The 16,730-nt window shown below is 31.0% G+C and carries 14 protein-coding genes, 1 riboswitch and 1 other annotated feature; all 14 genes read left to right on the forward strand.

The features are described from left to right. Positions 1 to 195: 195 nt before the first annotated feature. The 14 genes from BDW25_RS00070 (at position 196) to rplT (ending at position 16,695) form a co-directional block, all read left to right on the forward strand. Positions 196 to 906, forward strand: a complete 711-nt coding sequence (locus BDW25_RS00070; protein WP_002448933.1) for a response regulator transcription factor — start codon at positions 196 to 198, stop codon at positions 904 to 906. Then, a complete protein-coding gene (gene pnpS / locus BDW25_RS00075; RefSeq protein ID WP_049437865.1) occupies positions 906 to 2,603 on the forward strand; it encodes a two-component system histidine kinase PnpS in 1,698 nt (565 codons plus the stop codon). The genes BDW25_RS00070 and pnpS overlap by 1 nt, the downstream gene beginning before the upstream one ends. Before the next feature lie 180 nt (positions 2,604 to 2,783). Beyond that, on the forward strand, positions 2,784 to 5,420 hold the full coding sequence (polA, locus tag BDW25_RS00080) for a DNA polymerase I (RefSeq protein WP_133944619.1): 2,637 nt from the start codon (positions 2,784 to 2,786) through the stop codon (positions 5,418 to 5,420). Between the two features lie 15 nt (positions 5,421 to 5,435). Further along, the gene (gene mutM, locus BDW25_RS00085; RefSeq protein WP_002449011.1) at positions 5,436 to 6,308 is read left to right on the forward strand and encodes a bifunctional DNA-formamidopyrimidine glycosylase/DNA-(apurinic or apyrimidinic site) lyase; all 873 of its coding nucleotides are present in this window, start codon (positions 5,436 to 5,438) and stop codon (positions 6,306 to 6,308) included. 21 nt (positions 6,309 to 6,329) lie between these two features. Beyond that, positions 6,330 to 6,932 (forward strand): dephospho-CoA kinase, encoded by a 603-nt coding sequence (gene coaE, locus BDW25_RS00090; protein ID WP_002487989.1) that lies wholly within the window; start codon positions 6,330 to 6,332, stop codon positions 6,930 to 6,932. A 188-nt stretch (positions 6,933 to 7,120) separates the two neighbouring features. Next, a complete protein-coding gene (gene gap / locus BDW25_RS00095; RefSeq protein WP_002448943.1) occupies positions 7,121 to 8,146 on the forward strand; it encodes a type I glyceraldehyde-3-phosphate dehydrogenase in 1,026 nt (341 codons plus the stop codon). Between the two features lie 289 nt (positions 8,147 to 8,435). After that, a complete protein-coding gene (gene nrdR, locus BDW25_RS00100) occupies positions 8,436 to 8,906 on the forward strand; it encodes a transcriptional regulator NrdR (RefSeq protein WP_002448939.1) in 471 nt (156 codons plus the stop codon). Continuing rightward, entirely contained in the window at positions 8,907 to 10,277 is a 1,371-nt protein-coding gene (locus BDW25_RS00105) for a replicative helicase loading/DNA remodeling protein DnaB (protein ID WP_049437856.1), read from the forward strand. It begins immediately after the preceding gene. Next, a complete protein-coding gene (gene dnaI / locus BDW25_RS00110; protein WP_019835439.1) occupies positions 10,278 to 11,198 on the forward strand; it encodes a primosomal protein DnaI in 921 nt (306 codons plus the stop codon). It abuts the gene before it with no gap. A gap of 310 nt (positions 11,199 to 11,508) precedes the next feature. After that, a complete protein-coding gene (thrS, locus tag BDW25_RS00115) occupies positions 11,509 to 13,446 on the forward strand; it encodes a threonine--tRNA ligase (protein WP_002455226.1) in 1,938 nt (645 codons plus the stop codon). Between the two features lie 48 nt (positions 13,447 to 13,494). Continuing rightward, a riboswitch (Lysine riboswitch) is annotated at positions 13,495 to 13,670 on the forward strand. Positions 13,671 to 13,822: 152 nt separating this feature from the next. After that, positions 13,823 to 15,316 carry an amino acid permease gene (locus tag BDW25_RS00120; RefSeq protein WP_002448996.1) on the forward strand — a complete coding sequence of 498 codons (1,494 nt, stop codon included), beginning with the start codon at positions 13,823 to 13,825 and terminating at the stop codon, positions 15,314 to 15,316. Between the two features lie 62 nt (positions 15,317 to 15,378). Beyond that, positions 15,379 to 15,506: a sequence feature (ribosomal protein L20 leader region), on the forward strand. Positions 15,507 to 15,529: 23 nt separating this feature from the next. Further along, on the forward strand, positions 15,530 to 16,057 hold the full coding sequence (infC, locus tag BDW25_RS00125; protein ID WP_002448994.1) for a translation initiation factor IF-3: 528 nt from the start codon (positions 15,530 to 15,532) through the stop codon (positions 16,055 to 16,057). A gap of 27 nt (positions 16,058 to 16,084) precedes the next feature. Beyond that, positions 16,085 to 16,285 (forward strand): 50S ribosomal protein L35, encoded by a 201-nt coding sequence (rpmI, locus tag BDW25_RS00130; protein ID WP_002448990.1) that lies wholly within the window; start codon positions 16,085 to 16,087, stop codon positions 16,283 to 16,285. Between the two features lie 53 nt (positions 16,286 to 16,338). Further along, positions 16,339 to 16,695 (forward strand): 50S ribosomal protein L20, encoded by a 357-nt coding sequence (gene rplT, locus BDW25_RS00135; protein ID WP_002448983.1) that lies wholly within the window; start codon positions 16,339 to 16,341, stop codon positions 16,693 to 16,695. Positions 16,696 to 16,730 lie beyond the last annotated feature (35 nt).

Raw genomic sequence — 16,730 nt, forward strand, 5'->3', positions numbered from 1 at the left:
ATTTTGATGTCTTAGACTGTTTTTTTGTTCATTATTAATAAATATCATAGCAAGATTAACAAAAATATCCTTCACAAATAGAAAATATTAAGTAAATGTTAAGTTTATGTAAATTCAATATGTTGTATGTTATTTTTATTTAAATTTCAGTTATAATAAAATTGAAATTGTTAATTCTATTTAGGGAGGCAAATCATGTCACAAAAAGTATTAGTGGTTGATGACGAGCAATCAATAGTAACGTTACTAAAATATAACTTAGAAACAGCAGGTTATATTGTAGATGTAGCGTATGATGGTGAAGAAGCACTCAAAAAAGTTAAAGAGGTTAAACCTGAACTGATTGTATTAGATGTCATGTTACCCAAAAAAGATGGAATAGAAGTATGTAAAACGATTCGATCTGATAAAAATCTTGTACCTATTTTAATGTTAACAGCTAAAGATGATGAGTTTGATCGTGTGTTAGGCTTAGAATTAGGTGCTGATGATTACATGACTAAACCATTCTCTCCAAGAGAAGTTGTAGCGAGAGTAAAAGCTATTTTAAGACGCTCTCAAATTGCTAATGAAGTCGTAAAAGATGACGTGGATGATGAAGATATTGTAATTGATAATATTAGAATTCGTCCTGAATTCTTTGAAGTCTATAGAGATGATACCTTGCTTGAACTTACACCTAAAGAATTTGAGTTACTACTTTATCTTATTGAACGTCAAGGACGCGTAATTACTAGAGAACATATGTTAAATTCAGTGTGGAATTACGAGTTTGCAGGAGATTCAAGAATTGTAGATGTTCATATTAGTCATTTAAGAGATAAATTAGAAGAAAATCCTAAACAACCTAAGTTGATAAAAACAGTGCGTGGATTGGGTTATAAATTAGAAAGACCTAAAGCTTAATGATTAAATTTCATCATAGATTATTACTTCTACTATGTACAATAACAATTATTAGTTTTATAGGTTTAGGTGCAATTCTTCATCATACGATTTATCAAATATTATCAGATACTCAAACTAGAGAATTAAATCATCTATCAGAAAATATCGTAAATTTAAATAATCGAAATAAACAAGCAGACATTCAGCGTATAGCACAAAATCAAAACTTGGTTGTTGAAATTTCTGAAAATGGACATGTGTTATATCAAACTGGTAATCAACATCAAATTAATCATACTATTGATAATGCAGCTAATCCTTCGAATATTATATATCATAAAAATAAGGATAAAGTGGATTACACATTTAAAAATACTGTAAGTAATAAAACAATATACATAAGTGGTATTAATACTGAAATTTTAGATTTACAAAAAAATATGTGGAAGTACTTATCATTAATTGGAATCATTGTGTTAATTGCTATTTATTTAGCTGTAAGAAGCATTAATCGCACCTATATAAGACCAATCAACGAAGTTACTTATGCGACATCTTTAATTGCAGATGGATATTATCATGTTAGAGTACCTGAAAGTAATGTGAAAGAAACAAAAGCATTATTTGTCACTACCAATGATTTAGCAAGACGATTGCAAAAATTAAATAATAAACAAAAAATACAATCTAATCGTCTTAAAACAACATTAGAAAATATTCCTAGCTCGGTATTAATGATAGATAAGCAAGGTGAAATTGTTATTGCAAACCATGCTTATTACGAGGTATTCAAACCAGATAGTAAAGTCGAAAATAAAGATTATACTGTACATTTAGATAAAGAAATTCAACATCTTGTTATTGAAAGCTTTAAAACTGAAAAACCGTTGCATGAACAAATTGAGTTATACATTAATGATGTTCATCAAAAATATTTTGATGTTTCTTGTATTCCCATCTTAAGTAAAGCAAAAAAGAAACTTCAAGGTATGGTTGTAGTATTACATGATATCACTAATTTAAAAAAATTAGAAAATTTGAGACGTGAGTTTGTTGCAAATGTTTCACATGAACTTAAAACTCCAATTACTTCAATTAAAGGATTTGCAGAAACCTTAATTGAAGGTGCAAAGAATGATGAACAATCTCTTGAGGTGTTTTTAAATATTATTTTAAAAGAATCAAATCGTATAGAATCACTTGTCATGGATTTATTAGATTTATCTCATATTGAACAACAAACTGAGATTGAGACTACTTATGTTAATCTTTCAGATTTAGCACATAATACAATCCATAATCTACAAACTCAAGCTAAGTATAAAAACATCGCTATTAAATCTGAAATAGAAAATGATGTTATTATTGAAGCGCATGAAGGAAAGTTGTCTCAAGTTATCACAAATTTACTTTCAAATGCCATTAACTATTCGTACGAAAATAATAAAGTTATTGTTAGAGTTTACAGAGAAGATATAAAAGTTAATCTAGAAATCCAAGATTATGGCATTGGGATAGACAAAAAAGATCAAAAGCATATTTTTGAGAGATTTTATAGAGTAGATAAAGCAAGAAGTCGTGACTCTGGTGGAACAGGTTTAGGATTATCGATTACAAAACATATTGTAGAAGCACTTCACGGTACAATTATGGTCGAAAGTGAACTGAATAAAGGATCGCTATTTAGAGTCTCATTTATAGATAAAATCGAATAACTATTTTGTCCTACAATTTTAGGTCATCCACACTTTAAAATACTTTTTTATGTTTTTAGAATTTTAAAAGGACCTAAACTTGTAGGACTTTATTTTTTGAAATTCGTAAAATATCGTTCAGTCGTTATGACCAAAGGTTTATGCTAAAATATAATTAAACTCATTCTGGAGGTTTAAAATTTGAATAAATTAGTATTGATAGATGGCAATAGTTTAAGTTTTAGAGCTTTTTACGCATTGCCACTTTTATCTAATAAAGCAGGGATTCATACAAATGCGATTCTTGGGTTCGCCAAATTACTCGAAAAAATTATCAGAGAAGAACAACCTACACATTTCTTAGTAGCCTTTGACGCAGGTAAGACTACTTTTAGACATTCTAAATATAGTGAATACAAAGGTGGACGTCAAAAAACACCACCCGAATTAAGCGAACAATTTCCCTATATTCGACAATTGTTAGATGCTTATCATATTAAACATTATGAATTAGAAAACTACGAAGCAGATGACATTATTGGTACGCTAAGTAAAGAAGCAGATCAAAATGATTTTGAAACTATTATTGTAACTGGAGATAGAGACTTAACACAGTTAGCAACTCAAAATGTGACTATTTATTATACTAAAAAAGGGGTCACAGACGTTGATCACTATACTCCAGAATTTATAGCAGAAAAATATAATGGTTTAAAACCAATACAAATTATTGATATGAAAGGTTTAATGGGAGATAGTTCAGACAATATACCCGGTGTAGCTGGAGTAGGAGAAAAAACAGCAATTAAACTTTTAAATCAATTTGATTCTGTAGAAGGTGTCTATGAGAATATTGATAAAGTATCTGGTAAAAAATTAAAAGAAAAGCTCGAACTTAGTCATGAAGATGCATTAATGAGTAAAGAGCTTGCTACAATTAATCGCTATAGTCCAATAGAAGTCACTTTAAATGATACTAAATTAAGTGATATCAACGATAATCATGAAAAAATTGAACTTTTTAAGAAATTAGAATTTAAACAATTATTAGCAGATATAGATAATAAAGCATCTGAGTTTGAGCAAGAACAAAAACAAGTTTCTTTTGATATTTTGCCTACTTTTGAATATGTTGATTTTAATCATCTTGATGAAGCAGTGATTCATTTCGAAATAGATGGTTCTAATTATTTAAAAGATGATATTTTAAAGTTTGGATTTTATGATAAAGAACGTTATATCGTAGTTGATACAGATAATATTAAAGATTATCCAGAACTTATTAAATGGTTAGAAAATGAAAATTCTAAAAAGGTAGTTTATGATGCAAAGAAAACATTTGTTATAGCACACAGATTAAATATCAACATTCAAAATATCGTTTTTGATGCGATGTTAGCAAGCTACATTATTGATCCATCACGAACGATTGATGATGTCTATTCGGTTGTAACAAATTATCATCAAACGTATGTTAAAGAAGATGTCTCTATTTATGGGAAAGGTAAAAAGCGACATGTTCCTGATACTGAAATTTTAAATACGCATATTGCATCTATTACTAAATCTATTGATGCTGTTAAACCGTTAATGGAAAAAGAACTAGAATCACATCAACAAATGAATTTACTAAAAGATTTAGAACTTCCGCTAGCACGTATTTTAAGTAAAATGGAAGAAATTGGTATTTATACAGATGTAAATGATTTACAACGCATGCAACAAGAATTACAAGAGAAGTTAGAATTGTTAGTTCAACGTATTCATGACGCAGCAGGTGAAGAATTTAACATTAATTCACCTAAACAACTCGGTGTGGTTTTATTTGAAACATTAAAACTACCTGTCATTAAAAAAACAAAAACTGGTTATTCTACAGCAGTCGATGTTTTAGAACAGTTACAGAATGAACATCCTATCATTAATGATATTTTGGAATATCGTCAATTAGCTAAATTACAATCTACTTATGTGGAAGGTTTACAAAAAGTCATTAGTAATGATAAGCGTATACACACTCGTTTTAATCAAACATTAGCACAAACTGGACGATTATCTTCAGTTGATCCTAATTTACAAAATATACCTATTCGACTTGAAGAAGGGCGTAAAATACGTAAAGCATTTAAACCTTCATCTGAAGACAGTGTTATTTTATCTGCAGATTATTCTCAAATTGAATTACGTGTCTTAGCGCATATTACACAAGATGACAGTTTAAAAGAAGCATTCATTCATGGACAGGACATTCATACTGCTACAGCACGAAAAGTATTTGGTGTTGAAGCGGAGGAAGTCACTGATTTAATGCGTAGACAAGCCAAAGCTGTAAATTTTGGAATCGTTTATGGTATTAGTGATTATGGCTTAAGTCAAAGCTTAAATATAACACGTAAAGAGGCAAAAATATTTATTGATGATTATTTAGCAAGTTTCCCTGGAGTTAAGCAATATATGAGTGACATTGTAAAGGATGCTAAAGCAAATGGCTATGTTGAAACATTATTGCATCGTAGACGTTATATTCCTGACATCACTAGTCGTAATTTTAATTTAAGAGGTTTTGCGGAACGTACAGCAATGAACACTCCAATTCAAGGAAGTGCAGCCGATATTATTAAACTTGCTATGGTGGAATTTGATAAGCAAGTTCAACATACGTCTTACAAAGCTAAATTACTTTTACAAGTACACGATGAATTAATATTTGAAGTGCCTAAGTCTGAAGTTGAAGAATTTAGTTTATTTGTTGAAGATATAATGGAGCATGCATTAGACTTAGATGTTCCATTAAAAGTAGACTCTAATTATGGTCCTACTTGGTATGATGCGAAATAGAAAGAGGAATGAATAATGCCAGAATTACCAGAAGTTGAACATGTTAAAAGGGGAATAGAACCTTTTATTGTAAATGCTACAATTAAAAGTATTTCATTTTCTAAAAAAGTAATTGAAGGTAAAAGTCAGAATAAAGAAACGATTATCAAAGGAATGAATTTAGATGGTTTTCGTTTGAATTGCGAAGGCTATAAGATAATTAAAGTCGAACGAAGAAGTAAATATATTGTTTTTCATATTGAAAAACATAATCGTAAACGTGTGTTACTTAGTCATTTAGGTATGGCTGGTGGATTTTTCATTGTCAATCACCTATCTGAGATAGCAATTCCCAACTATCGTAAACATTGGCACGTGATTTTCCATTTAAATAATGGAAAAAAATTAGTGTTTTCAGATATACGTCGATTTGGTGAGATTAGAAACCTAAATTCATTTGAAGATTATCCTTCATTTTTAGAAATAGCGCCTGAGCCTTTTGACGAAGAAGCGTTACAACATTTTAATCACTATTTATCTCAAAAAAAAGTAGCCAATAAACCTATTAAACAGATGTTACTGGATCATAAAATCATAGCAGGATGTGGAAATATCTATGCTTGTGAAGCATTGTTTAGAGCAGGTATCCATCCTGCGAGAAAAGTAAAAGATACGTCTCATCAAGAAAGACAAATGCTCTTTTATTATGTACAAGAAGTTTTAAAAGAGGGTATTGATAATGGTGGAACAAGTATTTCAGATTATCGTCATGCTGACGGAAAAACTGGAAAAATGCAATTACATTTAAATGTATACAAACAAAAGACATGTAAAGTATGTGGCCATGATATTGAACAAAAAGTTATAGCATCTAGAAACAGTCATTTTTGTCCATATTGTCAGAAATAAATAAAGTGAGCGGTGATACAAATGCCTAAAGTAATTGGATTAACAGGTGGAATAGCTACCGGAAAGTCAACAGTTTCTAAATTATTATCAGAATATGGATTTAAAATTGTCGATGCAGATATAGCTTCAAGAAAAGCAGTAGAGAAAGGATCAACTGCTTTGGAACAAATAAAAGAAACGTTTGGTGACGAAGCAATCACAAGTGACGGAGAAATGAATCGACAATACATTGGAGAATTAGTATTTAATCATCCAGAAAAACGATTAGAACTTAATGAAATTATTCATCCTATTGTAAGAACGATTATGGAACAAGAAAAGCAACAGTATTTACAACAAGGGTATGATGTGATTATGGATATTCCGCTTCTGTTTGAGAATGATTTACAAGATACTGTGGATGAAGTCTGGCTGGTCTACACATCTGAAAGTGTACAAATTGAACGTTTAATGAAACGTAACAATTTAGACTTGGATCAAGCAAAAGCGAGAGTTCATAGTCAAATATCAATTGATAAAAAAAGCAGAATGGCTGATCATGTTATAGATAATTTAGGAAGTAAATCTGAATTAGAAACCCTTCTTAAACAACTATTGATTGAAAAAGGATACATTCATGAATAATATGAGAAAAAGAGTTTAGGACTTTATTTTTAGTCTTAAACTCTTTTTATTTATATAATAAATATATTAGTTATATAAACTTAAAATGTAAAAAATATTACATTATTTTTGGTAAACGCTTTCAATCGGAATCTATTATGTTATACTAATTTTATAAAGTATAACATATAAAACAAGGGGTGCTTTAAATGTCAACAAATATTGCAATTAATGGAATGGGTAGAATAGGAAGAATGGTTTTAAGAATTGCATTACATAATGAAAATTTTAATGTGGTTGCGATTAATGCAAGCTATCCACCTGAAACAATTGCACATCTAATTAACTATGATACAACGCATGGACGTTATGATAAAAAGGTAGAACCAATTGAGGATGGTATACGTGTTGATAACCATAACATTAAGTTAGTGTCAGATAGAAATCCTGAAAATTTACCATGGAAAGATTTAAATATAGATATCGTAATTGAAGCAACTGGAAAATTTAATCATGGTGATAAAGCAGTTGGACATATTCATGCTGGAGCTAAAAAAGTATTACTAACTGGCCCATCTAAAGGTGGAGAAGTCCAAATGATTGTTAAAGGGGTAAATGATGACAAATTAGATGTTGAAAAGTATGACATTTTCAGTAATGCTTCATGTACGACAAATTGTATAGGACCAGTTGCTAAAGTTTTAAATGATCAATTTGGTATTGTAAATGGATTAATGACTACTGTTCATGCAATTACTAATGATCAAAAAAATATTGATAATCCCCATAAAGATTTACGTAGAGCACGTTCATGTAATGAAAGTATTATTCCAACTTCTACTGGAGCAGCAAAAGCATTGAAAGAAGTTTTACCAGAACTAGAAGGTAAACTTCATGGGTTAGCTTTACGTGTGCCTACAAAAAATGTTTCTTTAGTTGATTTAGTTGTAGATTTAGAAAAACCGGTAACTGTTGACGAAATTAATAATGCATTTCGTCATTCAGATTTAGATGGTGTTTTAGAAGTAGAAAATGCACCTTTAGTATCTGTCGATTTCAATACAAATCCACATTCAGCTATTATCGATGCTGAGAATACAATTGTAATGGATGATCATAAGGTGAAAGTGATTGCTTGGTATGATAATGAATGGGGTTATTCTAATAGAGTAGTAGAAGTAGCTGAAATGATTGGTGAACAACTAGTAGAAAAGTCTACCGTGACTGCAGTTTAAGCTTTTAATAAGTAAAAGATTGTTAATTTTAGAGTTGATATTCTAATATAATGTCATTGATTTTATAGATTAAAAAATTATAAAACATTAAATAATTTTTTTAATGAGTCATATGTAGGAAAGTGAAAAAAGAATTTATATTGAATTCTATTTCACTTTCCTTTTTATATTTTATTATAGGTTTAGACAGCTAAGTTGTATCAATTTATTATCAATACATATGAGTTCTTTTGTCATAAATCGTTTTTATAGTATAATGAAGCATAATCTATTCAAGAGGGTGACAGATATGAAATGCCCAAAATGTAGTGCCACACATTCACGCGTGGTAGATTCAAGACATGCTGATGAAGCTAACGCAATACGTAGAAGACGTGAATGTGAGAATTGTGGGACAAGATTTACAACATTTGAACATATTGAAGTGAGTCCACTTATTGTGGTCAAAAAAGATGGCACACGTGAACAATTTTTAAGAGAAAAAATATTAAATGGTCTTGTAAGATCTTGTGAAAAAAGACCAGTTAGATATCAACAATTGGAAGACATTACTAATAAAGTAGAATGGCAATTACGCGATAAAGGTCATACAGAAATTTCATCTAGAGATATAGGTGAATATGTAATGAATTTGCTCATGCATGTAGATCAAGTCTCTTATGTACGATTTGCGTCAGTATATAAAGAGTTTAAAGATGTGGATCAATTACTAGCATCGATGCAAGGTATTTTGGATGATAACAAACGGAGTGATTCATAAATGAGTTTTAAATCTTATGAGTATGGTTTAAGTCCACACGATGGATTTAAAGTATATCGACATTTTTTCTTTAATCATCAACAATTAGAGATATTAAATCGATTGTACATACCGTTAATTGGCTTTAAAGCTATTGGTGTATATCATTTCATGAACCAATTTATCGATGAAGTTGAAGATACTATTCTCACACATTACACTATCATGAATGAGCTTAAAATAAATTTATTAGAATTCCGTGAATATATGGATTTACTTGAAGGCATTGGGTTAATTAAAACATTTGTAAAACATGATAGTAATCAGTCATTGTTTATATATGAATTGATTCAACCTCCAACGGCATACCAATTTTTTAATGATCCAATGTTATCTATATACCTATACAATGAAGTTGATAATCGAAGATATAAAGATTTAAAAGCGTATTTTGAAAAAGATGAACCAGATTTAAAAGAATTTCAGCAAGTAACGCGCAAATTTACTGATGTATTCAAAGTTCCACATAAAAATATATCTATTGATGCTTCAACAATTCAAAAGGAAAATCATTCAGCTACTATAGATTTAGATAATGAATCATTTGACTTTGATATGTTGAGAGATATGTTACAACATCATTTTATAAGTGGAGAAATTATTACTAAAGAGGCAAAACAATTAATTTTACAATTGGCTACTTTATATGGGTTAACGCCTACTTCTATGAAACGAATCATTCTTAACTCTATCACACAAAATCAAACCTTATCATTTGAAGAGATGAGAAAACAAGCAAGGTCTCATTACTTAATTGAGCATCAACAACAGCTTCCTAAGTTACAAACTAAAGCTAATCCTTCTAATTATTTAGAACAATCACAGCGTCCAAATGAGACTACTGATGATATAAAGGAAAGTGATAGTTGGTTTAAGTTATTAGAAAACACAAGTCCTATTGATATGTTAGCGTCTTGGTCTGAATCAGAACCAACTTTACAACAAAAAAGAATGGTAGAAGAGTTAATAGAGCGTGAAAAATTGTCATTTGGTGTAATTAATATTTTATTACAATTTGTAATGCTTAAGAATGAAATGAAACTTCCTAAATCCTATATATTTGAAATCGCTTCAAATTGGAAAAAGTTAGGTATTAAAACTGCACAACAAGCATATGATTATGCGCTGAAAACAAATCAACAAATCAATGATAGTATAACTAAAAAAACAAAACGTCAATATAAACAACGTGACGTTGCATCAATAGAAAAAACACCAAAATGGTTAAAAGATAAAAACCAACAAGATGAAAAACCAAACAATAATGATGCGCAATTTGAAAAAGATAGAGAAGCGTTTCGTGCTCAATTAGAACAAGATTGGGAGGATTAGATGAAACCATTTAGTAAACTTATAAAAAATCAAGATAATTTAAACAAAAGAATTGCTAAAATAAAACATCAAGTCATTAATGATTCTGATGTTAAACAATTTTTAAATCAACACCAGTCAGAACTTACTAATGAAATGATTGATAAAGATTTAAATGTACTTCAAGAATATAAAGATCAACAAAAACACTACGATGGTCACGATTATGCACACTGTCCAAACTTTGTTAAAGGTCATATTCCAGAATTATATATAGAAAATGAGCGTATTAAAGTTCGTTATCGATTATGTCCTTGCAAAATTAAATACGATGAAGAACGTTTAAGTTCACAACTCATTACTGCTCATCACATGCAACGAGATACGTTAAATGCAAAAGTTAAAGATATCTATACTAACGATAGAAGTCGACTTGAAATAGCTATGGAAGTTAACGATATTTGTAAAAAGTTAGTTAACGGTGAACGCGTTAAGGGTCTTTATATACATGGCCCTTTTGGAACAGGCAAATCTTTTATTTTAGGAGCTATCGCAAACCAGCTTAAGTCAAAACATGTGCCATCTACAATAGTATATTTACCTGAATACATTCGTATACTAAAAGGTGGTTTTAAAGATGGGAGTTATAATGAAAAGTTAGAGCGTATACGAGAAGCAAATATATTAATGTTAGATGATATCGGAGCTGAGGATGTCACAACATGGGTAAGGGATGAGGTGATAGGTCCCTTATTACATTATCGTATGGTTCATGAATTACCAACATTCTTTAGTTCAAATCTAAATTTGGAAGAATTAGAACATCATTTATCTATATCAAACAAAGGGGCAGAAATAACGAAAGCTGCTCGAATTATCGAACGTATCAAAAGTTTAGCAAATGAATTTTATTTAGATGGAAAAAATTTACGAAATAATTGAAATTTACAATGTGTGATGTATAATAAAGATAAATCTAAATCGTTGAAATAAATGAAGATATGATAATTTAATCTCTATCATACAGCAAGCCAACAATTGATGAGAATTTGGTTGATATATTAAATTATTACTCCTTCATATTTAGATGCTGGTAATCAGTATCCGGCTCAAGACCGTTATCTTATGAAGAGATATCTAGAATACATCTAGATAACTAGGGTGGTACCGCGACGAACTCGTCCCTTTTATAGGGAGGAGTTTTTTTATTTTCTTCAGCGATCATAGAATAAAATTTATGGAGGGTTTCGATATGGAACAAATTAATATTAAGTTTCCAGATGGCAATTCAAAATCATTTGATAAAGGAACTACTACAGAAGACATTGCACAATCAATTAGTCCTGGACTTCGAAAAAAAGCAGTAGCAGGAAAATTTAATAATCAACTCGTTGATTTAACTCGTCCACTTGAAGAAGATGGGGCAATTGAAATTGTTACACCTGGTAGTGATGAAGCTCTAGAGGTATTACGTCATTCAACTGCTCATTTAATGGCTCAAGCATTAAAACGAATTTATGGAGATGTTAAATTCGGTGTTGGTCCAGTGATTGAAGGCGGTTTTTACTACGACTTTGACATGGATGAAAAAGTATCATCAGATGACTTTGAAAAAATCGAAAAAACAATGAAACAAATTGTTAACGAAAATTATAAAATTGAACGTAAAGTGGTTTCTCGTGAAGAAGCAAAAGATTTCTTTAAAGATGATCCATATAAATTAGAATTAATAGATGCAATTCCTGAAGATGAGAATGTAACATTATATACTCAAGGTGAATTTACAGATTTATGCCGTGGTGTTCATGTGCCATCAACTTCAAAAATTAAAGAATTTAAACTTCTTTCTACTGCAGGTGCATATTGGCGTGGGGATAGCGACAATAAAATGTTACAACGTATATATGGTACTGCTTTCTTTGATAAAAAAGATTTAAAAGCACATTTAGACATGTTAGAGGAACGTCGTGAACGTGATCATCGTCGTATTGGTAAAGATTTAGAATTATTTACAAATAATCAACTTGTTGGTGCTGGTCTTCCACTATGGTTACCAAATGGTGCAACAATTCGCCGTGAAATTGAACGTTATATTGTAGATAAGGAAGTAAGCATGGGATATGATCATGTATATACCCCAGTTCTAGCTAACGTTGAACTTTATAAAACTTCAGGTCATTGGGATCACTATAGAGATGATATGTTCCCACCAATGAAATTAGATGAAACTGAAGAAATGGTATTACGTCCAATGAACTGTCCACATCATATGATGGTTTATAATAATAAACCACATTCTTATCGTGAATTACCAATTCGTATTGCTGAATTAGGTACTATGCATAGATATGAAGCAAGTGGTGCAGTATCAGGCTTACAACGTGTAAGAGGTATGACTTTAAATGATTCTCATATCTTTGTACGTCCTGACCAAATTAAAGATGAATTCAAACGCGTTGTTCATATGATACAAGATGTTTATGAAGACTTTGGTTTTGAAGATTACACATTCAGATTAAGTTACAGAGATCCTGAAGATAAAGAAAAATATATGGACGATGATGACATGTGGAATAAAGCTGAGTCTATGCTTAAAGAAGCAGTAGATGAAATGGGCTTACCATATGTTGAAGCTATTGGAGAAGCAGCATTCTATGGTCCTAAATTAGATGTTCAAGTTAAAACTGCAATGGGTAAAGAAGAAACCCTTTCAACTGCACAACTTGATTTCTTACTACCTGAACGATTTGATCTTTCTTATATTGGTAGTGATGGTGAAAATCACCGACCTGTTGTTATTCATCGTGGCGTAGTTTCAACTATGGAACGTTTTGTAGCTTTCTTAACTGAAGAAACTAAAGGTGCTTTCCCAACATGGTTAGCTCCAAAACAAGTTGAGATTATTCCAGTAAATGTAGATTTACATTACGACTATGCGAGAAATTTACAAGATGAATTAAAATCTCAAGGTGTTCGTGTAGAAATTGATGATCGTAACGAAAAAATGGGCTATAAAATTCGAGAGGCACAAATGCAAAAAATTCCTTATCAAATTGTAGTAGGAGATAAAGAAGTTGAAAACAACGAAGTAAATGTTCGTAAGTATGGCTCACAAGATCAAGAAACAATAGAAAGAGATGAATTTATCTGGAACTTAGTAGATGAAATTCGTCTAAAAAGACGTAGATAGTCTTGATAAAATAATATCCTTAATGTATATTACAAAGTAGTTAAATAAAAATGAGTTAGAGGTTGCATCTTTAAAAAGTAATACTTCAGAAGTTGATATGGAACGTATGTTGAAAGTATGAAAGGTAAAGATGCCGAAACAAATGATAACCATACTTATGATTTGTTGGGACAGTTATCGAATAGAAACTGTACTGTCACAGTTTGTGATGTGCTACCGACATAGATTAAGTAATGGGTGCATATCTTAACGGTATGTACCTATTTTTTAATTTGTAATTTGATTTACATATCATTTATAAAAATTAAATATGTTAATTATCTTCACATAACAAATAAATACTTAGCTAACCTCTACATTAAGAAAGGGAGCTTATATGAGTAAAGTTGAAAATCAAGATAGCGGTATGAAGAGAGGGTTAAAAGATCGTCATATCTCTATGATTGCAATGGGAGGCTGTATTGGTACAGGCCTATTTATGACATCAGGTGGTGCTATTCACGATGCTGGTGCATTAGGTGCGCTTATTGCATATGCAATTATTGGAGCTATGGTATTCTTTTTAATGACTTCTTTAGGAGAAATGGCTACGTATTTACCTGTTTCAGGTTCATTTAGTACCTATGCAACACGATTTGTAGATCCATCATTAGGATTCGCATTAGGTTGGAACTATTGGTTTAACTGGGTAATTACTGTAGCGGCAGATGTAACTATTGCAGCGCAAGTCATTCAGTATTGGACACCTATGGCAGGGATACCAGCATGGGTATGGAGTTGTATCTTTATAGTTATTATTTTCGCATTAAACTCTTTATCTGTAAGAGTATATGGTGAAAGTGAATATTGGTTTGCACTTATAAAAGTGATTACAGTAATTATTTTTATAATTATTGGTATTTTAACTATATTAGGAATTATGGGTGGACATTTTGTAGGATTTGAAACATTTACTAAAGGTGATGGGCCAATCCTAGGTGGAAATCTTGGCGGTAGTTTACTTTCAATCCTAGGTGTATTCTTAGTTGCTGGTTTCTCATTCCAAGGTACTGAATTAATAGGTATTACTGCTGGAGAATCTGAGAATCCAGAACGTGCTGTCCCAAAAGCAATTAAACAAGTTTTTTGGAGAATATTATTATTTTACATCTTAGCCATCTTTGTTATTGGTATGTTAATTCCTTATAATAGTAATGCTTTAATGGGTGGAGATAACGATGTTGCAACATCTCCATTTACGCTTGTCTTTAAAAATGCAGGCTTAGCATTTGCTGCTTCATTTATGAATGCAGTTATTTTAACTTCAGTATTATCAGCTGGTAATTCAGGGATGTATGCATCAACACGTATGTTATATTCAATGAGTAAAGATAAATTAGCATTCGCTTCGTTTGGTAAAACGAATAAACACGGCGTGCCATATTTATCATTGATTGCTACTGGTGTACTTGTAGTCGTTATTTTCTTAGTACAAAAATTAAGCGGAAATGCTTATGAATACATTGTAGCTGCCAGTGGTATGACAGGCTTTATTGCTTGGGTAGGTATTGCAGTAAGTCACTATCGCTTTAGACGAGCATTTAATGTTCAACATCATCGTAAATCAGAATTGAAATATAAAGCGAAATGGTTCCCATTCGGTCCAATATTTGCAGGTATATTGTGTGTGATTGTGATTGTTGGACAAGATGTGGATTTCATTAAAACAGGGCACTTTGATCTTAATCGATTTATTATTACGTATATGGGTATTCCAGTATTTTTAGTATTCTTTATTTATCATAAATTAAGATATAAAACTAAAAAAATACCTCTTGAAGAAGTTGATTTAAGCCAAGATGTCTCAATGAATGAAGTAAAACATCACTAATTTTAAAAAACAATTGACATGCTTAATAAAACTTGATATGATTAGTATCGTTGATTACGAAACGAACCAAGTAGAAACACCCGTTTCTCACCTGTAGCGACGCAAAAAGCTGTTGGCAGGTTAATCATGTCACACAATTATTGTGTATGAGTGAAGAGCGGGCAAATATTGTCCGCTCTTTTTGCTTGGGAAAATTTCGTAAAATTTTGGGAGGTGTCAACCATAGCAAAAAATCAAACGCAAGTTAACGAAAAAATTCGCGCAAAAGAATTACGTTTAATTGGCCAAAATGGTGACCAAATTGGTGTTAAATCTAAAAGAGAAGCTCTTGAGATGGCTGAAAGAGTTGAATTAGATTTAGTAGTTGTTGCACCAAATGCTAAACCACCTGTTGCAAGAATTATGGATTATGGTAAATATAAATTCGAACAACAGAAAAAAGAAAAAGAAATGAAGAAAAAACAAAAAGTTATCAATGTTAAAGAAATTCGTTTAAGTCCAACTATTGAGGAACACGATTTCCAAACTAAGTTGAAAAATGGACGTAAATTCTTAACTAAAGGTGACAAATGTAAAGTTTCTATTCGTTTCAGAGGTCGTGCAATTACACACAAAGAAATTGGTCAACGTGTTTTAGAAAAATTTGCAGACGAATGTAAAGATATTGCCACTGTTGAACAAAAACCTAAAATGGAAGGGCGCCAAATGTTTATTATGTTAGCGCCTGTAAACGAAAAATAATTTACTTTTATTAGGAGGAAATGAATCATGCCAAAAATGAAAACTCACCGTGGAGCAGCTAAACGTGTTAAAAGAACTGGTTCAGGTCAATTAAAACGTTCTAGAGCTTTCACATCTCACTTATTTGCAAATAAAAATACTAAACAAAAACGTAAATTACGTAAAGCTAAACTAGTATCTAAAAGCGATATGAAACGCGTAAAACAATTATTAGCTTACAAAAAATAATTAATATTACTTTCGAACGATGATAAAGCGATATATTTAAGGAGGAATTTAACATGCCACGAGTTAAAGGTGGAACAGTAACAAGAGCACGTCGTAAAAAAACGATTAAATTAGCTAAAGGTTACTTCGGTTCAAAACATACATTATATAAAGTAGCAAAACAACAAGTGATGAAATCAGGTCAATACGCATTCCGTGACCGTCGTCAACGTAAACGTGATTTCCGTAAATTATGGATTACACGTATTAATGCAGCTGCACGTCAACATGACATCAGCTATTCTCGTTTAATGAACGGCTTGAAAAAGGCTGACATTAACATTAACCGTAAAATGCTTTCTGAAATTGCTATTTCAGACGATAAAGCTTTCGGTGAATTAGTATCAAAAGCTAAAGATGCTTTAAAATAATTCATATTTAAAAGCCAATAAGGTAACTATAAAAC

It is taken from the genome of Staphylococcus sp. AtDRG32, assembly GCF_004365845.1.
Taxonomy (GTDB): domain Bacteria; phylum Bacillota; class Bacilli; order Staphylococcales; family Staphylococcaceae; genus Staphylococcus; species Staphylococcus hominis.